The sequence below is a fragment of the Bacillus sp. BPN334 genome (assembly GCF_008368885.1).
GTDB classification, from domain to species: Bacteria; Bacillota; Bacilli; order Bacillales; family Bacillaceae_G; genus Bacillus_A; species Bacillus_A wiedmannii.
On record NZ_QOZW01000011.1, the window covers coordinates 71,313 to 93,745 of the forward strand.

The 22,433-nt window shown below is 31.8% G+C and carries 15 protein-coding genes and 2 pseudogenes; 14 read left to right on the top strand and 3 right to left on the bottom strand.

Features of this window, described 5'->3' with window-relative positions; genetic code table 11:
* Positions 1-806: 806 nt before the first annotated feature.
* From DN393_RS17470 to DN393_RS17500, 6 genes are all read left to right on the top strand, one after another.
* On the top strand, positions 807-4,076 hold the full coding sequence (locus tag DN393_RS17470) for a VaFE repeat-containing surface-anchored protein (RefSeq protein ID WP_149173731.1): 3,270 nt from the start codon (positions 807-809) through the stop codon (positions 4,074-4,076).
* A 799-nt stretch (positions 4,077-4,875) separates the two neighbouring features.
* Positions 4,876-5,643 (top strand): ABC transporter ATP-binding protein, encoded by a 768-nt coding sequence (locus tag DN393_RS17480; protein ID WP_064475912.1) that lies wholly within the window; start codon positions 4,876-4,878, stop codon positions 5,641-5,643.
* Positions 5,633-7,615 carry an FtsX-like permease family protein gene (locus DN393_RS17485; protein WP_149173732.1) on the top strand — a complete coding sequence of 661 codons (1,983 nt, stop codon included), beginning with the start codon at positions 5,633-5,635 and terminating at the stop codon, positions 7,613-7,615. The genes DN393_RS17480 and DN393_RS17485 overlap by 11 nt, the downstream gene beginning before the upstream one ends.
* A gap of 81 nt (positions 7,616-7,696) precedes the next feature.
* Positions 7,697-8,368 carry a response regulator transcription factor gene (locus tag DN393_RS17490; RefSeq protein ID WP_000720526.1) on the top strand — a complete coding sequence of 224 codons (672 nt, stop codon included), beginning with the start codon at positions 7,697-7,699 and terminating at the stop codon, positions 8,366-8,368.
* Complete coding sequence (locus tag DN393_RS17495; protein ID WP_149173733.1) at positions 8,365-9,387, top strand: sensor histidine kinase; 1,023 nt, start codon at positions 8,365-8,367, stop codon at positions 9,385-9,387. Before DN393_RS17490 ends, DN393_RS17495 begins: the two co-directional genes overlap by 4 nt.
* An 834-nt stretch (positions 9,388-10,221) precedes the next feature.
* Positions 10,222-10,854, top strand: coding sequence for an ATP F0F1 synthase subunit alpha (locus DN393_RS17500; protein WP_064475910.1), 633 nt, complete (start codon positions 10,222-10,224; stop codon positions 10,852-10,854).
* A 177-nt stretch (positions 10,855-11,031) separates the two neighbouring features.
* On the opposite strand, the gene DN393_RS17505 is transcribed toward DN393_RS17500, so the two are convergent.
* A complete protein-coding gene (locus DN393_RS17505) occupies positions 11,032-11,286 on the bottom strand; it encodes a SunI/YnzG family protein (RefSeq protein ID WP_088047107.1) in 255 nt (84 codons plus the stop codon).
* A 268-nt stretch (positions 11,287-11,554) separates the two neighbouring features.
* Between DN393_RS17505 and DN393_RS17510 the strand changes: the two are divergent.
* Both DN393_RS17510 and DN393_RS31610 read left to right on the top strand, forming a co-directional pair.
* Positions 11,555-12,214: pseudogene (locus DN393_RS17510) on the top strand (M15 family metallopeptidase); the annotation flags it as partial.
* 165 nt (positions 12,215-12,379) lie between these two features.
* Positions 12,380-12,526: a hypothetical protein gene (locus DN393_RS31610; RefSeq protein WP_179194442.1), complete on the top strand. Its 147-nt coding sequence runs from the start codon at positions 12,380-12,382 to the stop codon at positions 12,524-12,526.
* Positions 12,527-13,574: 1,048 nt separating this feature from the next.
* Here the strand turns inward: DN393_RS31610 and DN393_RS32050 are convergent.
* Entirely contained in the window at positions 13,575-13,871 is a 297-nt protein-coding gene (locus tag DN393_RS32050; protein WP_002142559.1) for a hypothetical protein, read from the bottom strand.
* A gap of 558 nt (positions 13,872-14,429) precedes the next feature.
* Between DN393_RS32050 and DN393_RS17520 the strand changes: the two genes are divergently transcribed.
* Positions 14,430-14,708 carry a hypothetical protein gene (locus DN393_RS17520; RefSeq protein ID WP_229135873.1) on the top strand — a complete coding sequence of 93 codons (279 nt, stop codon included), beginning with the start codon at positions 14,430-14,432 and terminating at the stop codon, positions 14,706-14,708.
* Between the two features lie 68 nt (positions 14,709-14,776).
* Here DN393_RS17520 and DN393_RS17525 read toward each other — a convergent pair whose 3' ends face one another.
* Positions 14,777-14,983 carry a hypothetical protein gene (locus DN393_RS17525; protein ID WP_088047108.1) on the bottom strand — a complete coding sequence of 69 codons (207 nt, stop codon included), beginning with the start codon at positions 14,981-14,983 and terminating at the stop codon, positions 14,777-14,779.
* A gap of 509 nt (positions 14,984-15,492) precedes the next feature.
* On the opposite strand from DN393_RS17525, the gene sigI reads away from it, so the two are divergent.
* The 5 genes and pseudogenes from sigI (at position 15,493) to DN393_RS17550 (ending at position 22,318) form a co-directional block, all read left to right on the top strand.
* Entirely contained in the window at positions 15,493-16,215 is a 723-nt protein-coding gene (gene sigI / locus DN393_RS17530) for an RNA polymerase sigma factor SigI (protein WP_064475907.1), read from the top strand.
* Positions 16,205-17,494: an anti-sigma-I factor RsgI family protein gene (locus DN393_RS17535; RefSeq protein WP_149173734.1), complete on the top strand. Its 1,290-nt coding sequence runs from the start codon at positions 16,205-16,207 to the stop codon at positions 17,492-17,494. The genes sigI and DN393_RS17535 overlap by 11 nt, the downstream gene beginning before the upstream one ends.
* 204 nt (positions 17,495-17,698) lie before the next feature.
* Positions 17,699-21,046 (top strand): trifunctional glycoside hydrolase family 18/polysaccharide deacetylase/glycosyltransferase family 2 protein, encoded by a 3,348-nt coding sequence (locus DN393_RS17540; RefSeq protein ID WP_149173737.1) that lies wholly within the window; start codon positions 17,699-17,701, stop codon positions 21,044-21,046.
* Positions 21,047-21,287: 241 nt separating this feature from the next.
* Positions 21,288-21,554: an ArsR/SmtB family transcription factor gene (locus DN393_RS17545; protein WP_064475904.1), complete on the top strand. Its 267-nt coding sequence runs from the start codon at positions 21,288-21,290 to the stop codon at positions 21,552-21,554.
* 384 nt (positions 21,555-21,938) lie between these two features.
* Positions 21,939-22,318, top strand: a pseudogene (locus DN393_RS17550) (hypothetical protein).
* The last annotated feature ends 115 nt before the right edge of the window (positions 22,319-22,433 follow it).

Genomic DNA, 22,433 nt, shown 5'->3' on the forward strand with positions numbered 1-22,433 from the left:
AAATTACTGAAATAGCTACATTTCTCTGGAGTGAATATTCCGAAAAAACATTGTATATGGCGAAATCCATTTTATAACCTTCGTCATATTAACATGCAACTTATTAAATTACAAAGAAAAAATTAAAAATTATTATTTTTTTGTTATTTTAATTTATTTAAAGACGTAAAAGTATTCAAGAGGTTACCATTGAGATGCTAGGGTACTTAGACCAATATTCGAACTTTGTAATAACGTTGTTACTTTTTTTGCTAATATTCTTAATACTAATTTTAGTATAATTAATTAATCGAAAGTTCTGATAATTATTTACATACCCTTTTTTTTATATCATTTTATATTAAATACAATGATATTTATTGTCACATAATAATGCAAATTTCCAGTAAACTAATAGAAAAAATCCTATAAAAACATAATTTACAATCTTTTATATAAACATTGCAGGTGTAAATGCAATAAAATTTCATTATTAATACATATATTCAATCTGAAAATATCTGTTTACATATTAAAATATCTTTGTAGTGGTCCTTCATGCCAAGAATCGTTTCCGTACTCCCACTACCGTTATTCTAGTATTTTACCAAGTTTCTTATTTTGTTAAGGTATCCTAATATCGTTACTTTTGTGAAATTAAATATTTAAATATTATAATTTATAGTGGATGTTGAGAAAATAAATAATTTGTAAAAATAATATAATATTTGTAACTTTATGTCTTATAATATGAAATATCTTCGTTGTGATTATTTTAAATATTTGAATAATACATCAGATTCATTTTATCTAGGGAGGTTTTAAAATTGGGGAGAAGAGTTGTTAAAAGAGTTTTTGCATTATTATCAGTACTAGCATTATTCTTTAATGTGTTTCTACCGAAGGCAAATGCGGAGGTTATGACGCATGAAAAGTATTCAATGAACTGGAGTTATAGCAACAGTTTAGGAAAGGATATCCGAACTGAAATTATTAAAAATTCAAGCGGTCAAATTGCTTATTGTTTAACTCTTGGCTTAAAATCACCAAATGGTGAAGATCTTCCTGAAATGGGGAAAACAGATAATGTAGTATATAGGGTTCTATTAAATGGTTTCCCACAAAAAAGTATAGAACAACTGGGAGTAGCTAATAAGAATGAAGCACATTATGCAACTCAGCTTGCGGTTTGGAATGCATTAGGTCAACTTGATGTAAATGAATTAAAGCATGAAAATAAAAATGTTGAAAAAGCGGCTAAGACAATTATTAATGCTGCAAATACAAGTGAAGATACTCAGGATATTTTTATGAATGTGATTCCTGCTGAAAAGCAAAAGGCAGAATTAAAGGGTGAGTTTTTTGAAACAAACCTATACACAGTACAAACAAATGCTAAGAGTGGTTCTTATAAAGTAGTAGCGAAAAATGCACCTAATGGAGTTAAAATTGTTAGTGAAAATGGAGAAGTGAAAGATCAGCTTTTACTTGGGGAAAAATTCCGTATCCAAATTCCTAAAGATACAAAAACAGGTGAATTTAATCTAAGTGTTGCTGCAAATTTAACTAAAGTTCAAGCAATTGCTTATCGCGGTACTGATACTGTTCAGAATGCTACAGTGCTACTAGAAAGAAATGAGGAAAAGCTTAGTAGTGACCTTGCAGTAAATTGGGAAGCTGCTGGTTCTTTAAAAATTAAAAAGGTTGGGGAAAATGGAGAAATATTAGCTGGTGCAATATTTGAAGTCTTTAATGCAAATAATGAATCAGTTGGAAAAATCACGACGGGTGCTGATGGTACTGCAGAATTAAATAACCTACCAATTGGTACCTACACAGTAAAAGAAATTAAAGCACCAACAGGTTATGTTTCAGGTGATAAACCACAAACTATTGAAGTTAAGACAGGGGAAATAGGAGCTGTTCAAGTAGTAAACAACAAAGTAAAAGGTAACATCGAAATAAAAAAACTTAGTGATTCAGGTAAGATGTTACCTAATGTTGAATTCACGGTCTTTACTGAAGATGGAACAGAAGTGAAAAAAGTAGTAACAAAAGAAAATGGAATTGCAAATGTTGATGGTCTTACGTATGGTAAATATTATTTCTTAGAGACAAAAACACCTAATGGATATATTGGAAATAAAACAAAGTATCCTTTTGAAATTAAAGAGCACAATAAAACACTTACTTTTACAGTGGAAAATACAGAAGTGAAAGGTAGTGTGAAATTACTAAAAGTAGATAATGAAGATATCAGTAAAAAATTAGAAGGTGCAGTATTCGAGCTAAAAGATGCAAGCGGGAAAGTAATTGGGGAATATAAGACAGATAAAAATGGTGAAGTTAACGTCAAAGATTTAGCGTATGGTAAATATTCATTTGTAGAAAAGGCTTCTCCAAATGGTTACGTTCTTATTACAGAACCAATTGTATTCGAAATAAAGGAACACGGAAAAATTATTGAGCTATTAGCAGTTAATCATCTTATCAAAGGTGATCTAGAAATTACAAAAGTTGATGTAGCTGATGGAAACAATAAGCTTCCGAATGCAGAGTTTACTATTTATAATGAAGCAGGAAAAGAAGTAGTTAAAGGGAAAACAGACGATAAAGGTATCGCGAAGTTTGAAAAGTTACCATTTGGAAAATACACATATAAAGAAACTGTTGCACCAAAAGGTTATGTATTGAATGAAGAAATATTCTCTTTTGAGATCAAAGAGAATGGTCAAATCATTAAACATATTGTCAAAGATGAAAAGATTCCATCAGTAAAAACAACAGCTACTGATAAAACCGATGGTACAAAAGAAATGCACACTTCTAAGTCTGTAACAATCCAAGATAAAGTGGAATACAAAGACCTACAAGTAGGTAAAGAGTACACTTTAAAAGGTAAATTAATGGATAAAGAGACTAATAAAACATTAGTTGTAAATGGTATAGAAGTAACTGCTGAAACTAAGTTTACACCAAAAGAAGCAAACGGTTCTATTACACTAGATTTCACTTTTGATGCAACTGGTTTAGAAGAAAAAGAAGTAGTAGTATTCGAAGAGTTACTGAAAGACGGAAAAGTTGTTACTACACATGCTGATATCAATGATAAAGGTCAAACAGTTAAGTTCGTTAAGCCATCAGTAAAAACAACTGCTACAAACAAAGCTGATAGTGGAAAAGAGATACATTCAAAGGATTCTATCACAATCCAGGATAAAGTGGAGTACACTAACTTAGTTGTTGGTAAAGAGTACACTGTAAAAGGAAAATTAATGAACAAAGCTATTAACGAACCATTATTAATTGATGGTAAAGAAGTAACAGCTGAGACTAAATTTATTGCAAAAGAAAAGAATGGTTTTGTAATATTAGATTTTACTTTCGTTGGTGCTGAACAGCAAGGAAGAGAAGTAGTTGTGTTCGAAGATTTATTGCATGAAGGGCAAGTAATTGCAACTCACGCTGACATTAACGATGTAGGTCAAACAGTTCGATTTGTAGAGCCTTCAATTAAAACGACAGCTACAAATAAAGCTGATGGTTCTAAAGAGTTAGACGCTTCTAAAACAGTAACTATCCAAGATAAAGTTGAATACAAAGACTTAATCGTGGGTAAAGAGTACGTAGTAAAAGGTAAACTAATGGATAAAGCAACAAAAAAACCATTATTAGTAAATGGTAAAGAAGTAACAGTAGAATCTAAGTTTACTGCTAAAGAGAAGAATAGTTCTATCACACTCGATTTCACATTCAATGCTTCTGCATTACAAGGTAAAGAAGTGGTAGTGTTTGAAGAATTGTATCAAGATAATGTCTTGGTAGCTATTCACGTTGACATCGAAGATAAGGGTCAGACAGTGAAATTTAAAGAAGTAAAACCGGAGCAACCAAAACCAGAACAGCCGCATCAAGATAAAAATACTCCAACTACAGAACAACCAAAAGAACAACCACAACCTAAGAAAGAAGTTCAATCTAAAATTGGATGGTTACCGCAAACAGGTGCAGACCTTACAAGTTGGATCTCTATGGCTGCAGGCGCATTACTGTTAATTGTTGGTGGAGTTATTTTCTTAAAACGTAAAAACGCATAAAAATTTTAAAAAAAGCACATCTGTTTTTTACAAGATGTGCTTTTTTATGTTAGTAATTTAGTCTTATTTACAGTATTTGTGGGTTTGAAATAAAGTCACGATGTTTTTAAGAAAGACGCGAGGTTTTGAAAAAAGTGGCGATATTGCATTACTTCAAAAAAACAATTGAGTTTTGATTAATCTTTTGTCAAAATAGATTCCTTTTTCATGCTGTAAAATATGATCTTGTTCAATATTTTTGATAAGACTTTATTTCAAAGCTACAGAAATACATGGCAATGACAGGGATTTCAAAATTAATTGGAAAACTTCCATAACATTCTATTCTATAAAGGACTAGTTGAATTCTCGATATGATTGAACTTAAGGATACATAAAGCTTATATGTTATATTGAGCAAACACATTTTAAAAAGATGTTTTAGTAACTATTTTTTATCATTTTAGCCAAGAAAACTCCTTTCTCAATGAGCGTGAAGGGTTACAGCCCAGTGAGTAGGTGGGAGATGAATTGGCTTCGAACAAGGGATGGCAGGAAGCCATCTTAATTGTTCGACATACATAAAGATTATCGTTTTTGCACCAGAACCGATATCCCTATATTTATCTGTCCATTTGGTAAGGCATCGAATAAACCTTATGTATACCACTGCGATTCCTGATAACTTACATATAGAGGTATCACTCAATATAACAAAAATGTAATGTTAATGAAATGTAATTCCACCGATACTATTAATGAAATTATATAAAATGAAGGAGAGTTAAAGAATTTTTATAATGAAAAAGGAGAAGTATTAATGCGAAATATATTAAATGTAGAAAAAATCGAAAAATATTATGGTAATAAAGATAATGTTACAAAGGCTATAGATAATATTAGTTTTAAGGTAGATGAGGGAGAATTTGTTGGGATAATGGGCCCCTCAGGAAGCGGAAAAACTACATTACTTAACTGTATATCAACTATTGATAATGTTACTACGGGAAAAATAATAATCAATAATAGTGACATTACTCGGTTAAAATCAAAGTCACTAGATAAGTTTAGACAAAATGAATTAGGGTTTGTATTTCAGGACTTTAATTTATTAGATACCCTTACTGCTTATGAAAATATTGCCCTAGCGTTAACTATAAAAGGTGAGGAAAGTTCAAAAATTGATGGCAAAATACAAGCTGTTGCAAAATATTTAGACATTGAACAAGTATTAAGCAAATACCCTTATCAAATATCAGGCGGACAAAAACAAAGGGTTGCTTCGGCAAGAGCTATCGTAACAGATCCATCTTTAGTACTTGCAGATGAACCAACAGGATCGCTAGATTCTAAATCAGCTAGATTATTACTCGAAAGATTTGAAAGTCTTAATAGGGATTTAAAAGCTACAATACTTATGGTTACTCATGATGCATTTACAGCAAGCTATGCTCGTAGAATTCTTTTTATTAAAGATGGAAAAATATTTATTGAGTTGGTAAGAGGGAATGATTCTAGAAAAGAATTCTTTACTAAAATTATCGAAGTTATAACCCTTCTTGGAGGTGACGATAATAATGTACTCTAAGATTGCTATTGGGAATGTAAAGAAAAGTTTTAAAGATTATGCAATATATTTCTTAACACTAACACTGGCTGTTTGTATATTTTATAGCTTTAACTCAATAGAATCACAAAAGGCACTTATGGAAATTAACGCTTCAGATAGAAAGTATGTGCCTACAGTAATGAACGCTATCTCAAATGTGTCAGTATTTGTATCCGTAATATTAGGTGGTTTAATATTGTATGCAAATAATTTCTTAATTAAAAAACGTAAAAAAGAATTAGGAATATACATGACTTTAGGTATGGGAAGAAGAAACATATCCAGAATATTAGTAACAGAGACATTTCTAGTTGGCGTTATATCTTTAGTGAGTGGACTTATAATAGGTATTGGAGTATCGCAGGGGTTATCTACATTTGCATTAAAGCTATTTGACTTGCCCATCAATAAATATAAATTTGCAATTTCAACAGGTGCTATAGGTAAAAGCGTATTATACTTTGGAATCATGTTTTTACTTGTTATGTTATTTAATGTATATGTTGTTTCTAAATACAAAATAATTGATTTGTTAACAGCAGGTAGAAAAAACGAAGATGTAAAATTTAGAAATCCTCTTATCTATGTAATCACATTTATTATGTGTGTAGCATCACTTGGATATGCATATGTGACTGTACTAAAAATCGGATTGAATTTTACTAATCCTATGCTCGTGGTATCAATCATTCTTGGCATATTAGGTACATTGCTGTTTTTCTTTAGTTTATCTGGATTTATATTATATGTTGTAAAGAAGAATAAAAAAGTCTATTTTAAAGGTTTAAATATATTTATCATCAAACAAATAAATAGTAAGGTTAATACAAATTTTATATCCATGTCTGTAATTTGTTTAATGTTATTCCTTACAATGGTGGCTTTATCTACAGGAATCAACTTTAACAGAATGATGGACGCCACAACGAAAGAAATAACACCATTTGATGCCAGTATTACGTTGGAGAATAAGGATGAAAGTTACACTATAGAAGAAGTATTAAATAAAGCTAATTTTAAAATAAGTAATAACGAAAAATATGTATCTTATAATGTATATCGAACAGGGATGGAAGTGGTGGACTTTGTACCAGAAGGTAAAGATTATAATAACGATATAGATTTCATTAAAGTATCTGATTATAATAAAATTTTAAATCTTAAAGGTGAAAAGGAAATCACTTTAAATAACAATGAAATTTTACTTTTATCAAATGAAAGCCGGTTGGCTAATTCGACAAATGAAAGATTAAAAAATAGCAATAAGGTGAATATTAAAGAAAAAGAATATTTGGTAAAAAACGCTAAAGTTATACAAGAGAATCTTTACACTTATGATGTGCGAACTAATTACTTCACAATCGTTATAAATGATGAGTTTTTATCAGGCTACAAAATTACTGAATCCGTACTTAATGTAAATTATTTAGATGGAAATAGAGAAGAATATAATAAAAAATATGATAACGTTGCACGGGGCTTTTATGACGAAAATGGCCCGAAATTAAATATTAATCGTATAGCAGGCAAATCAAAGGATGAAGTTTGTGCAGGAAGTAAGGGATTGAAAACTATCGTACTGTTTATTGGGATATATATAGGTATTGTATTTTTAATAACGAGTATGGCTGTATTAGCTCTTCAACAATTATCAGAAGCCAGTGATAGCATAGATCGATATAAATCTTTGAAGAGAATTGGTTCAAACGGAACAATGATCGACAAAACGATTTTCATTCAAACGTTCGTATACTTTAGTCTTCCAGTTTTTCTTGCCATAATTCATTCTATAGTTGGAATTTATGTAGTCAATTATTATATTAACAGATTTCAACAAACAGACATTATTTTACCAGCATTGATGACGGGCTTAGTATTTCTTGTAGTTTATGTAGTATATTTCTACACGACATATGTCGGTTATAAAAATATTGTAAAAAGTAATACTTGATTTTATAATGCTTATTAGGGCTATTACACTTTGTTTCTCAAGATGTAATAGCCTTATATTCTGTATAGGGAGGGAAAAGTCATGAAAAAAATCATTCTGATTGAAGATGACGAAATCATCAGAGAAGAATTACAACATTTTTTTATAAAGTATGGATATGAAGTAAAGGCTCCCACAGATTTTAATCATATTATCAAACATATAGAAAGTGAGAATGTAGACCTTATATTACTAGACATAAATCTTCCTGTGTTCGATGGCTATTATATATGCAGAGAAATACGTAAAACTTCAGATGTTCCAATCATCATGGTTACAAGCAGAGATAGTGATGTAGATGAACTAATAAGTATGAATTTAGGAGCAGATGATTTTATAACAAAGCCTTATAATACAGAAATACTATTAGCAAGAGTAACAAACATTTTAAGAAGAACATCTGGAGATTTAAAGACGAATCATATCTTAATTTATAGAGATTTTAATTTAAATCTCTCAAATGCAACAGTTACTTATCAAGACAAGTCTGTAGAGTTAACTAAAAATGAAGTTAAAATACTCTCATGCTTAATAAATAATCGCGGATATATTGTAAAAAGAGATTCACTCATAGAAACCTTATGGAAATCTGATTATTTTGTGGATGATAGCACCTTAACTGTTAATATAAATAGATTAAGAAAAAAGCTTGAAGAGATAGGTATAGAAAATCCAATTGCAACAAGAAGAAGCTTAGGGTATATAATGCCATGAATATAGGTGAATTTATTAAAGATAAAATGGTAGTAATACTATTTAATGTACTGTTATTTATTATACTAGCAGGTATATTGCTGACTGTGAATGTTCAGTTCATTATAATATTCTTTGTCTTTTGTATTTGGTTTTTTCCATTGATTATATATATGGCTATAGAATTTATAAAATGTAAAAATTATTATAATGAGATTAATGGCATATTAGAAAAGTTGGAGAAAAAATACCTACTTCCAGAGGTAGTAAAGGAATCAAACTTTATACATGGGGAAAAGCTTAACGCTATACTGAAAGAAGTAAGTAGAGATATGCATGAAAATGTAAAATATTATATAGATATGCAATCGGATTATAGGGAATATATAGAAACATGGGTACATGAAATTAAGACGCCGATAGCTTCTACAAAGCTAATAATTGAAAATAATCAAAATGAAGTAACTAATAAAATAGACTCCCAATTGGATCGAATCGAAGGGTTTGTAGAACAGGTGCTGTATTATTCTCGAAGCAATAATGTCGGTAAGGACTATATTATAAAACCAATCAACCTTGATGATGTAGTAAGAACTGTAATTAAAAGAAATTATAGAGATTTTATTCATAAGAGAATAAAATTAGATATACAGGATATTGATGAGATTGTATATAGTGATGGGAAATGGATTGAATTTATTATTAATCAAATAATAGGAAATTCCATAAAGTACTCAAATAACAAAAAATCAATGATACGTATATATTCAATTAAGAAAGCTAACTCAGTAATAGTAACCATAGAGGACAATGGAGTAGGGATAATACCTAAAGATATAAATAGAGTTTTCGAAAAAGGATTTACTGGAGAGAATGGAAGGAGATTTAGCAAAAGTACAGGAATGGGCTTGTATCTATGCGAAAAACTGTGTTCAAAATTAGGATTGAAAATTGGCATTGAATCTGAAATGAATAAAGGAACTAGAGTTACATTAATATTTCCTTTATCAGGTATGGTAACTTTTGAGTCTTATTTATAAAGAAATGCTGCCATCTTCCCACGAATTTCATATGATACTTATGAACAAATGTAAAACGGTATGAAAAGAGTAGAAATTCTATTCTTTTCATACCGTTTGTATTATTTAGCCAATTAATGTATTGGTATATTTAATTAAAGGCTATGCTCTTTATCCATTTCATACAATATAAAAAAACACCCGCGATTGTTCGAGGGTGTTACTTCGCCTGTTTAAACTTCTACAGTAAAACAGGGTCCGATTATGTTCATATGCAGGTGAGACATGTCTATCGTCTCTTTATTGTAAACCTACCAACGAAAAAACAAGAAACAACATACTGAATAAAGTGATACCATTATCCTTAAGATAATGTTCATAAGATACTGCTAAACTGTACACAATTCATTAGAATCCATCTGTTTTTAATTAACTTTCCTTTGAATACACCAGTACTACGCCCTTTTTAGACAATGTAATATCTTTATGCTTTAGATACACAACATGGTAGATTTGAAGTACTTAATAAAAAGGGGAAACATCAGGGAGAAGTAGGCTTTAATTTAAACTCAACAAAACCTGAGGACAAATCTGGGGGGCATATTTTTGTTTGCATTATTGTGTTCTAACGAGGATTATATTGTAAATAGAAGGTCTTTTAATTACCTTATCAAGTTATTTTTTGTTAGTTAGAAGCAGGCATAAGAAAATTACATAGATATATTGCGAAAATGTAGTATGTAAGATTGCATCAATAAAATGGTTGCAATTCTGGCCAACCTGTAACTATAATAGTTACAGGTTGGCCGATACCAATCAAACAAATACAATTATCATGAATGGAGATGTTATAGAATGGGTATGAAAAAATTAATTTTAGCAGGTGCTTTAGGATTCGCAGCATTATCAGGAACAAATCTACCAGGATTAGAAGCAACAAAAGCGAGTGCAGCTTCTATTGAAACGAATTTCTCGACGTTAGAAGGACGCGTAGTAGAAGTGGACCATGGTGTGATTGTTGTGAAATCTAAACAATACGAAGAACCAGTTAGTGTGTATATAGAAAATCTTTCAAATGTGAAAGTAGGAGACGAAGTAAAAGCAACTGGATCTATGATGCGTAACTTCACGGAATATATGGTTGCAACAGAAGTTGAGAATACGACAAACAAATTAGGTATGCATTTAAAAGAAAATGGCTCACCTGATTATGTGATTGGTGAAGTATCAGAAGTAGGTACGATGGAAGACAGTGCGACTACATATGTCGTAGTTGAGTATCCATCACAAAATGGGGAGAAAGATGTTATTGACGTGTTCTTAACAAAGGGACAAGTATTTAAAACAGGTGAGAAAGTGAAAATTGATATGAAGTATGTAGGTTGGGGCGGCATTTCTATTAATTACAACACAGTTGATCATATCGAAAAAGTGCATGAGATAAACAATAGCACTCAAAATAATGATGATGTGTGGATTTGGTCTTAATAAGATTAGTAATATTAGAATCGAAACAGTAAGACGTACTTATGTTGTAAAATCTATACTGAAGTGAGTATGGATTATAAAATTTATTTCGAATAAAGCAAAAGAGAGGAGTCTATTCTATGACTTCTCTCTTTTGCTTTATTCGAACTTTGTTTGAGTCTATTTATATGACCATATTTAAGCAAGAATAGCTTTTAAAATTGACACTTTGTTTGTAGTAAATAATACATAATTTTGTTTTACAGTTCTAATTAATATACGATCAGTTGTCCCATATGCTGTTCCGATACGGATTGCACTTGGTTCTTCAACACCCGCATAGGTATCATCTTCGGTAACCTCGATTACATCACGTAATGGAATCGTGACCTCCGCAAATTGCCATGAAATAATTAACTCTTCTTTTGTTTTTTTGACATCAATACCTAGCATTATACCAAGACCTTTCTATAATAGAATGCTACACTTCTTATCTTATTATACAAATTTTTAGATTATATTTCTACATGTATGAATAGAGCGGGTATTTTAAGGGTGCCAAAAGAACGGGAAGATATACTATCAATCTATTAAGGAATACGTTATGAAGAAAAGTTCACAGGGAATTAATATGGATTTGATATGGTTGAAGTATGATGAATGAGTAACAGTAACAGTAACAGTAACAGTAACAGTAGGAGTTGCAGGAAGGAAATGAATGATGAGACTTAAATTAGTAGGAACCTTAACTTGTATAGTAGTAATGTTAGGTATCTTTATCATTTATACCAATATATCTATTGGTAAAGAACCATATAAGACAAACTATGAAACTAGTGAAAACTCCATAAATAAAGAAAAAAATAGTAAGCAAAATAGGACTTCAAATAAGATAGCAAGTTCTTTTGCTAGTGTACAGGCTGTAGTAAATAAGGAATATGGTTTACCCGAAGACTATATGCCAGAGGATTTAGTTGTACCAAATGTACCGTTCTCATTTAGTGGAACGGTAGAAAAGAGTCATCTTCGTAAAGAAGCAGCAGAAGCGTTAGAAAAACTATTCCTTTTAGCTAAGCAAGATGAGATCCAGTTGAATGCTGTTTCAGGATTTCGTTCCTATGAGTATCAAAAAGGCCTGTATGCCAACAATGTTAAAAAGAAAGGGCAAGAGCATACGGATCGCTTCTCTGCAAAGCCAGGGCATAGTGAACATCAAACAGGATTAACGATGGATGTTTCTTCTAAAAGTGCAAACAATGAACTAGAGCTAGCCTTTGCAAATACGAAGGAAGGAAAATGGCTAAAAGATAACGCACATCGTGCAGGATTTATCATCCGTTATCCAAAAGGTAAAGAGAATATTACTGGATATGCTTATGAATGCTACTTTTTCAATTAAAAAGCCTAATTTCTCAATGTTTTGTAGAGAAATTAGTTTTTTTTCATCACTTTATTAGAGTTTTTTAGGCTTCGTTCGTTGGTATACTTCACACAATATTATAAAGGAAATAGAACTTACTGAAGATAACATATGAATGTTTTATAAATGTATCAAAAAAGTGAACAAAATCGTTATTTTGCACAACAAGGTAGCCAGCTTAATGAAATAACTGCTTGTAAAAAAAGAAGCCCTACAGGAAATATTACAGGGCTTCACCAAGTTGAGTTATGTCGTATTCAAAAGGGATTTTAACATGATATTTGTGTTGAATAAACTGGTAAATGTGTCCAAGTAATTTGGAGCTATTTTATAAAAAAAGAGAAGCGCTTAATCAGGACGCTCCTCTTAATGCCAATACACAATAACTATCCCATTATACTGTATAAGCGTAAAATATTTAACAATTAACTTCGTGGTAAATATTTCATTTTGCCTTAGTACCTTTAAATCACGAAAAAAGGTTCCGCTGTTTCCAACAGAACCTTTCCTAAAGTGGCAAAGAGTAACTCTTACCTTACTCTTTGTTCATATACTACAGGAGTGTTAATGAAAATCCAAGGCTCCTTATATTGAAAAATAAAGAAGAATCATTATAAAAAATTGTATCTTTTTTCATAAATAAAAGAGCAGCTAGCAAAAACTAACTGCTCAATACAAGGAGATACAGAGAAAACTAAATGGATTTTGGCATACAGCCTATCAACATTATGGACATAATATTGATTTTTATTCGAAGGAATTCATGTTTTACAAATCAGATTATGATAGTCGATATTCTCCATATTGACCAGAAAAGAACCAAGAATTCTAGTGAAATTCCAAGTGTTCTTTTCCTAGTTTTTTGAAATTCTTTTACTAAATAGCCAATAGCGCTAATTGCTAGAAGAATGAAAAGAATAAGTTCTAGTGTAACTGGCATTTGATCTACTCCTAATCAATTATTTTAATTTATTATATAACGATTATAAGATACTTTTTGTGGTTAGTGGTGAGAAATTTAACAAAACCATCTCTTTACAAAAAAAAGGTCCTGTTGTTTCCAACAGAACCTTTCCTAAAATGGCAAAGAGTAACTCTTACCTTACTCTTTGTTCATATACTACAGGAGTTTTAATGAAAATCCAAGGCTCCTTATATTGAGAAATAAAGAAGAATCATTCTAAAGAATCTTATCTTTGTTATAAATATAAGAGCAGTTAGCAAAAACTAACTGCTCATCTCCAAGGGGGAACAAGGAGAAAAATCTAATGTCATCTATATTATTGACGGAATATTGAGTTTTACTCATAAAAAACTACGTTTAACTTAATGCATAACCCACAATCAAAGTTAGTGTTAAAAACACTGATAATAACAATGTTAGTAAGACTGTTGCTACACTCCTAAGCATCGCAATCCAATTATTCATCTTAGAAAATCCTATAATGCCAGCAAAAAAAGTTCCTATTGTTAAAACTAGTAATATAAATAAAGGGTGAATGTGTAATGAATCCGTGAAAAATTTGAATAATTCAAGTGGAATTTCAAAATATAAACGGAATAGTCCAACGCAAATCAAAGAGCATATAAAGGACCATAGATTGAGGTTATGCTTCATAGCTTTCTCCTATGTTTTCAAAATAGTTTTACTCAATATTAATGGGAAATAAAAGAAAAAGATAGAGGTTATAAATTAGAATCAATTTTTTAACAAAATAATCCTTTTAATAAAAAGCGAGGAATAACAATGGGACATGAATGCTTTTTTCTTTGTTATATAGAAATTATACATTAAACATATATTAATAAGCGCTGTTACGACAGGCTAAGGAATAGTAATAAAAAGATGAGGCCAATGAAACCGTATAAAAACCAAAAGAATCCTAAGATGGGGAATGTTTTATGAAAATTAAGCATGGTAAACCTCCTTGGGTATATAGAGGATTATAATATATCGTTGGTCTATTTAGAAGAAAAAACATAAATTAGTACACATTAAACGTGAATTTGAACAAAATGGACATTTTAAAGTAGCGAATGCGCTGCTTTTTTATTTTATCAAATAAATTGTTTTTGAGTAGAAATGAAAATAGGGGGTTGCCTTAAACATTTATTATTAATCAAGAATATGAGTATAGAAACAGGTCTAAATTCTGTAATGGTGGAGGGGATTGTTATGGACATAACTCAAAGTGTGGTAAGAATAGTGGTTAATGGGAAAGACCTTCCGTTCACTTCAGTTCAAACCTCTGCATGGAATCATGGACCTGTAAATGATTTAATCGTTTCGACGAATCAGAGAATGAATGAGCTTTATCAATTCATGTGGTCACAAGTACCAGTTACGATCTCGGTGTATTTTCTTCAAGGGGCGGACTTAATGAGATTCGCTAGAATCGCTGGAATTAATGAACGTGTAACGGGAGAATATATATATCATTTCATTTGGGGATAAGAAGAATTGAAAGTAGCTTAACAGCTGCTTTTTTATTTTGCATAGAAAAAGGAACCATAATAGGCTCCTTAATTTGATTCAGAAGTTGTGTAGTTTTTCTTGATGATATCTTTTATGTTGATAATTAAGGATATAAGGAATCCAGCAGCTAGGATACCGTTTACCCAGTAATATGTATTCCCGGATGTAAATGTATTATAAAAGGAATCGATATTATAATACACTAAGCCTGCTGAAATGACGGTAGAGATTACTAACGTACCAAAACTTTTCATGACGCCGTCCTCTGATTCTGAAAATTCAGACTTTTGATACAATTATACATTTAAATAAAAAGGTTTACAAAGGAATTACCATAAGGAGGAGTTATAACGATTTTCTTCCAATTGATGGTTTTTATTTTTGAAAAAATAACTATTTTATAAAAAAAATTTTTTTGACCCCCATAAAATTATTTGTTCCTTCGAATATATGTAAAGTAGAAGAAAATAAATGAAAGAAAAAGCTAAAATTACCAAAAATATAGCGAAGAGTTATTCAAAGATTGCGGCTAAAATAGAAAAGAGCAAGTGGTATTGCAAAAGAAAACAAGAAAGCAGTACAAAATACAGACTTCACTTTAGTACAAGTGGAAAAAATAGTCATATAAAAAATCGGCCTCGAAAAATATGAGTAATAGCAAGTAGACAAGCCCAAAGAAAAGTACTAAGAAAATGTGGTTAAATGGTCACTTGTTTAGTGGTCATTTTGCTATTTGAAGCAGAAGGAGGCTGGAAGATTACTAGTGTTGAGTTTAGTAATGAAGATCCTAAGAAAACCGAAAATAGAAGATATCGTATATAACATACAAAACAACGGAGGAGATAAGGAAGCATTTATCGTACAGTATCAGCCTTTTATTAGAAAATCCATATCGTCTGTCTGTCGCCGATATATTACAGAACAGGATGATGAATATAGTATTGGACTGTTTGCGTTTAACGAAGCAATTGAACAGTATTCATATAAAAGAGGGAAATCTTTTCTAGCGTTTGCTGATCTTCTTATAAAAAGAGATGTAATTGACTATATACGCAAGGAGTCTAAGCATAACTTTGTCTTTTTAAAAGAAGATGAGCAAGAGGAAATGTTAGAAAGGCAAGTATCGCTTACGGAGTATATGAAAGAAATCGAAAATAGTAACCGTAAGGAGGAAATTCTTCATTTTCAAAGTGTGTTAGCTGAGTTTAAAATTACATTTTCAGAGCTTGCTAAAGAATCTCCTAAGCATCGTGATACGCGTGAGCACCTAATAGAAATTGTGAAGATTATTATAAAAGAAGAGGAAATGATGGAAGAGCTGTTCCGTAAGAAAAGATTACCCCTAAAACATATTGAACCACTTGTTAGGGTAAGTCGTAAAACGTTGGAACGACATAGAAAATACATTATTGCGATGAGTATTATTTTTGCAAACAACTATACATACATTCTTGATTATATAAGAGGGGAAAAGCATGATGAATAAAGGAATTGTGATGGATATAAAAAAGCATAACGTAGTTGTTTTGACTCCAAATGGAGAGTTTATTACATTTAAAAGAAAAGCGCACCCATACATGATAGGAGAGGAAATCTCGTTTAACAAACAAGAACAAAGAGCGTCGCGTTTTTCCATACTACCTTTCTTAAAGCCTACAACAGTAATTGTTGCTGGTTTTCTATGCGTATTGCTGTTTTTTTACAATCAACCAGAAGAAAAAGTGTTTGCTTATGTCTCAGTTGATATAAATCCAAGTTTAGAGGCGAGCGTAACGGAGGATCTTCGTGTTATAGATTTGCGGGCTCGTAATGATGATGGAAGGCGTATTTTACAAGAAATGAAAAGATGGGAAAATAAACATCTGCAAGACGTAATACGTACGATTATAAAGCAAAGTCAAGAGGATAAGTATTTAACGAATGATAAGCAAGTTATGCTAACGGCTGTTGCAAAGGATAAGTCACTAGCACCACAGTTGATAAAGGAAATGAAAGAATTAACGAAAGAATATGAGCTAAAACATATTACAGTCGAATATCAAAGTAGCACGATGCAAGTACGAGAGGATGCTAGAAAAGCTGGAATTGGCACAGGAGTCTATATAAAGCAAGAGAATGAGAAGAACAATTCGCTTACTCCACCTGCCACGCCGTCTAATCCGGTGGAAAACGAAGAAGAGGTGCAATCGCAGCAGGAGTCAGCTTCTGATGCATCACCAGATTTGTCTCCTGTAAAAGAAAAAAAATATGAGAAGCCAGAGCATGAAGAACAAAAGAAAACAGAGGAACAGCCATCGAGGCAAATAAAAGAAAACAATGGTAGAGGATCTCAGCAAGAAAATAGAGGGAATCAGCAGGAGAATAACGGTAGAGGATCCCAACAAGAAAATAGAGGGAATCAGCAGGAGAATAACGGTAGAGGATCCCAACAAGGAAATAATGGGAATCAGCAAGGGAACAACGGTAAGGGATCCCAACAAGGGAATAATGGAAAACAGGAAGGGAACAACGGTAGAGAATCGCAACAAGGAAATAATGGGAATCAGGAAGGGAACAACGGTAGAGAATCGCAACAAGGAAATAATGGAAAACAGGAAGGGAACAACGGTAGAGAATCGCAACAAGGAAATAATGGAAAACAGGAAGGGAACAACGGTAGAGAATCGCAACAAGGAAATAATGGAAATCAACAAGGGAACAATGGGAGGGGGTCTCAACAAGAAAATAGAGGCCACCAACAAGGAAATGAAAAGAAGAATCAATAGAATATGGAAGTAAGAGATTCAATTCAAAGCTAAAAGGATGTATCTCGCTATTGTGGACAGTAAAACTCCCATCTCTAATTTTGGCTGGGGCAAAGAAGTTAGATGGGAGTTGGGCTGCTTGTAAATGCCCAATTGGTGAGGGCTGATTAAAGTTGCATTTTATTATTCTATAGTTTTATTAAGAAGGAGTATGTGAAAAATATAATGGAGAAAAACATTCAACAAGAGAAAGATAAATCAAAACCTATTTTTTATGATCCTAAAGGAAGGAGAAATATAGCTTTTATCTCGTTTCTATGTATCTCAATAGTTAGCGTAAGTATTGTATTATATTTTTTCTTTCAAAGTATTTTTTCAACACCAGAAATTCCAAATATGAATCCTACTGTAAAACAAGATACGAAACTTGTACCAATTAATCAAAAACTTAGTGACGAGCAGTTAAAAAAGGAAGAATTCAAACCGAATACCGAAATGAGGGATAATAAAAATTTGGTGAGTTCGACGAGCGATAGTAAACAACCTAAAGAAGTGTATGGTTTTTATGTAAATTGGGATGAAAATAGTACAGCGTCTTTAAAAGAAAATATCAATTCATTAACCACGTTAGTACCAGAATGGTATCATTTAAAAGAAGATTTAACGATTAGAAGTGAGATAAAACCTGAGATTGTAAAACTAGCAGAAAAAAATCAAGTGAAAATTATGCCGTTACTTACTAACTATACAGAGGAAGCTTCTGGTCCTGATAGTGGGCTAATTCATAAGTTACTGAACTCCCCAAATGATGTAAAGACAAAGTTTATAAATGATTTAGTAAAGCAAGTTGAAAAGAATCGATTTGCGGGTATTAATATTGACTTTGAGGCGATACCTGAAAGTGATAGAGAAAACTTAACAAATTTTATGAAAGAACTTACTACGGTCTTTCATAAACATGGTTTGCTCGTTACACAAGATGTTCCAGCTAACGATAAGGCTTTTGATTATAGTGCGTTAGCGAAGGTAATAGATCGAATGATTGTAATGATGTACGATGAGCACTATGGAGCGGGGGAACCAGGGCCAATTGCTTCGAATAAATGGTTCCAACATACATTGAAAGAACTGAATATTCCGTCTAATAAACTTGTAGTTGCTTTCGGTAACTATGGATATGATTGGAAAGTGAATAGTAAAGAACCTGCGAAGTCTTTAACTTTTTCAGAAGTTATGGCAATGGCTCATAATTCAAATATGAAAATTCAATGGGATAAGATTAGTGGAAATCCTTATTTTAGATATAAAAAAGGAGAGAAAGAACATACTGCTTGGTTCTTAGACAGTGTTACTCTCTATAATCAAGTGAAAATCGCACTGGACAACAATGCAAAGGGGTTTGCACTATGGAGATTAGGAGCAGAAGACCCTACAATATGGAAGGTTTTAAAAAATCCGATTGAGGCACAAAAAAATCTTGATGCATTACATAAAATTACTAGTTTAGATGAAGTGAATTATTCTGGACAAGGTGAAATTTTACAGATTGAGAATGAAAGAAAAAATGGTATGAGAGATTTTAAAGTGGGAAAAGATGGTTATCTTACAGATGAAGTATATGAATCCTTACCATCTGCATACGAAGTGCAACGATATGGCAAACCAAATGGGAAACAAGTAGTATTAACATTTGATGATGGACCAGATCCGAAATATACGCCGGAAATTTTAAATATATTAAAAGAGAATAAAATAAATGCAGCGTTTTTTGTACTTGGTGAAAACGCGCAACTAAATCCTAGTATTGTGAAAAGAATATACGATGAAGGGCATGAAATTGGCAATCATACTTTCAAGCATCCTAACGTCGCTGATACGTCTTTACTACGAACAAAATTAGAGCTTAATACGACGCAACGTTTAATTCAGGAAATAACTGGACATTCTACGGTTTTATTTAGGCCACCATATGAAGCGGATGCTAACCCAGATTCATCAAATGAAATATTGCCTATTTTGCGTGCACAAAATATGAACTATACAATGGTAGCGGAAAAAGTTGATCCTGAAGACTGGGCAACGCCATCAACAAATGAATTAGTAAATCGTGCTCTTACTCCCGTTTATAAGGGAGAGGGAAATATTGTTCTACTACATGATGCGGGAGGGAATCGTACCCATACGGTAGAAGCGCTTCCGATTATTATTAAAGAACTTAAAAAACATGGATATAGTTTTGTAACAATTTCAGATTTAATGAATAAAGAACGAGATGAAATTATGCCTCCTGTTTCTTCTGAAGGAAAGCAATATTTACTTTACAATAAAGCTGTCTTTTCAGGAGTGGGATACTTTAAACATATAGTAACAACTATTTTTTATATTGCCATTGGATTAGGTATTTTTCGATTCTTATTCTTAATTTATTTTGCATGGAAGCAGAAAAGAAAAACGCTATCTCGTTGCATTAATTCGTCCTATCAACCTTTTGTAAGTGTTGTCATAGCAGCATATAATGAAGAAAAGGTGATAGCCAAGACGATTCGCTCAATTTTGGATAGTAATTATAGGGAGTTTGAAGTTATTGTTGTGGATGACGGATCGACAGATGGTACATTAAAAGTAATGCAAGAAACATTTTATAAACACCCTAAAGTTCGTTTCATTCAGAAAGAAAACGGCGGGAAATCATCGGCAATGAACCTAGCGTTTCAACAATCGCGAGGAGAGATCATTGTCACTTTAGATGCGGATACTATTATTGCGCAAGACGCTATTTCTCTCATGATTAGACACTTTGAAGATCAGAATGTAGCGGCAGTTTCAGGTAATGTCAAAGTGGGGAATAGACGAAACTTGTTAACTACTTGGCAACATGTTGAGTATATTACAGGGTTTAATTTAGAACGTAGAGCTTTTGATGAGTTAAATTGTATTACAGTAGTTCCAGGAGCTATTGGGGCATGGCGTAAAAAAAATGTAGTGGAATCTGGTTATTTAAGTGAAGATACATTGGCAGAAGATACGGATCTTACTATTACATTTGTACGTCAAGGATATAGAATTGTATATGAAGAAAAGGCGTATGCTTATACGGAATCACCTGAAGATGTGAAAAGTCTCATTAAACAGCGATATCGTTGGTCATATGGTACACTCCAATGTCTTTGGAAACATCGAAAGGCATTGTTTAATACAAAACATAAAACGTTAGGATTTATTGCATTGCCTAACATGTGGTTATTCCAATATGTTCTGCAATTCATTGCTCCTTTAGCGGATATATTAATGATCATGGGGCTATTTGGTAGCGATCCGCTAAAAGTTTTAGGATTTTATCTTGTATTCTTTTTATTAGACCTTCTCGCATCTCTGTTTGCATTTAAATTAGAGAAAGAGGACCCTAAACCGTTAATGTGGTTAATTTTACAACGCTTTATTTATCGTCAATTTATGACTTATGTTGTAATTAAATCTATATTCTCATCTATTCGAGGAGTAGCGGTAGGATGGAATAAATTAAAGAGAATGGGGAGTGTTAAGCATTCTACCGAACATAAGGAGGCATCATAAGAGGGCAGTTTACCTGCTCTCTTTTTTCATTGTTTTTAGTAAGTTATATGTAATATAAAGCTTTCGCTTCTATAACGAAATTTCTAATGATTACTGATAGTGAGACACTCTGCTAAGATACACCTTTAGTTTCGGACTAAAGTTTTTTATTTTTTTTTAAAATGACGGACATAAAATCGTATATGCCTTCGAATTATATATATGGATAACATAAATATGTATATAAAAGGGGAGAAAAAACATGAAAGAAATGTATGAAGAAATCACTGAAATATTGAAGGTATTAGCACATCCTGTCCGTTTATCATTAGTAAAAATAATGCTTGCAAATGGTCCTATTAACGTAACGACAATGTATGAAATGTTACAAATGCCTCAAAGTACAATTAGTCAACATTTATCTAAACTAAAAGCTACGAAAGTCGTTACAGGTACTCGGAAAGGGTTAGAAATTTATTATGAGGTAACTGACAATCGCACAAAATCAATACTAGCATGTTTAGTTTAAATACTGATTGTCTAGACATTAAGAAGAGGATGCTAAAGTAAGTTTATGACTACAATTTTTAAGATTTTATACAAAAGTAATATGTATAAGTGTATGTGATTTTCTTACTAACATAAGTTGTATGTAGACTGGTTATTAATTTGTTATACTTCTTAATTAGCTTATTTTATTTATTTAATAATATTGTATGATCTTCACCTTGTTAAATTTAATATTATTTTATTAAAAATTAGTAAGGTGAAGGATTATTTATGTACACATGAAATATTTTATAAAGAGTACGACTTTACTCCAAAGTTACATTTTTAGTTTTTTCATCTATAGATCTAATACTAAAGGGAAAATAACTGAAATATAAATGTAATTGAAAGGAGTGGAATAACAATGGAGGTAAGCCTTTTTTTAGGTTTTTTTGGGGATGGGTAACGGTTATCATCACAGGAATACTTTTTGTGCGACCATCTGTACTACGTGAACTGAAAAAATTAGTGGTAGAAGACAGAGGATTTGGAATTATGTATGGCTTTCTATCAATTTTCCTAGGATTAGATACTGTTATCCTGCATAATGTTTGGACACTTAATTGGCAGGGACTCATTACACTGATTGCATGGCTCGCACTATTAAAAGGGATTTATGTAATTGCATATCCTGAACCATCCAAGAAAACCGATTTCGAAGTAAGGGTACTATCTACTCGTATAGTGCTTGCTATCCTTGGTGCTTTATCTTTATGGATGCTTATAATACTTTATATGAAATAGAGACAAATATTTATGATCATGAGAGTATATAGGTGGGGAGTTTTGGGTAGTCCTTTGGAACGGGATTTTATAGTTAACTGTAAATGTAGTGTTTCTTCCCCTGTAGATATGTTTT

What these genes read in the sequence shown, in the direction of transcription:
- DN393_RS17480 (WP_064475912.1), top strand. Translation starts at nt 4,876, where the DNA reads ATGCGAAATATATTAAATGTAGAAAAAATCGAAAAATATTATGGTAAT.
- DN393_RS17485 (WP_149173732.1), top strand. Translation starts at nt 5,633, where the DNA reads ATGTACTCTAAGATTGCTATTGGGAATGTAAAGAAAAGTTTTAAAGAT.
- DN393_RS17490 (WP_000720526.1), top strand. Translation starts at nt 7,697, where the DNA reads ATGAAAAAAATCATTCTGATTGAAGATGACGAAATCATCAGAGAAGAA.
- DN393_RS17495 (WP_149173733.1), top strand. Translation starts at nt 8,365, where the DNA reads ATGAATATAGGTGAATTTATTAAAGATAAAATGGTAGTAATACTATTT.
- DN393_RS17500 (WP_064475910.1), top strand. Translation starts at nt 10,222, where the DNA reads ATGGGTATGAAAAAATTAATTTTAGCAGGTGCTTTAGGATTCGCAGCA.
- DN393_RS17505 (WP_088047107.1), bottom strand. Translation starts at nt 11,286, where the DNA reads ATGCTAGGTATTGATGTCAAAAAAACAAAAGAAGAGTTAATTATTTCA.
- DN393_RS31610 (WP_179194442.1), top strand. Translation starts at nt 12,380, where the DNA reads ATGTATCAAAAAAGTGAACAAAATCGTTATTTTGCACAACAAGGTAGC.
- DN393_RS32050 (WP_002142559.1), bottom strand. Translation starts at nt 13,871, where the DNA reads ATGAAGCATAACCTCAATCTATGGTCCTTTATATGCTCTTTGATTTGC.
- DN393_RS17520 (WP_229135873.1), top strand. Translation starts at nt 14,430, where the DNA reads ATGGACATAACTCAAAGTGTGGTAAGAATAGTGGTTAATGGGAAAGAC.
- DN393_RS17525 (WP_088047108.1), bottom strand. Translation starts at nt 14,983, where the DNA reads ATGAAAAGTTTTGGTACGTTAGTAATCTCTACCGTCATTTCAGCAGGC.
- DN393_RS17535 (WP_149173734.1), top strand. Translation starts at nt 16,205, where the DNA reads ATGATGAATAAAGGAATTGTGATGGATATAAAAAAGCATAACGTAGTT.
- DN393_RS17540 (WP_149173737.1), top strand. Translation starts at nt 17,699, where the DNA reads ATGGAGAAAAACATTCAACAAGAGAAAGATAAATCAAAACCTATTTTT.
- DN393_RS17545 (WP_064475904.1), top strand. Translation starts at nt 21,288, where the DNA reads ATGAAAGAAATGTATGAAGAAATCACTGAAATATTGAAGGTATTAGCA.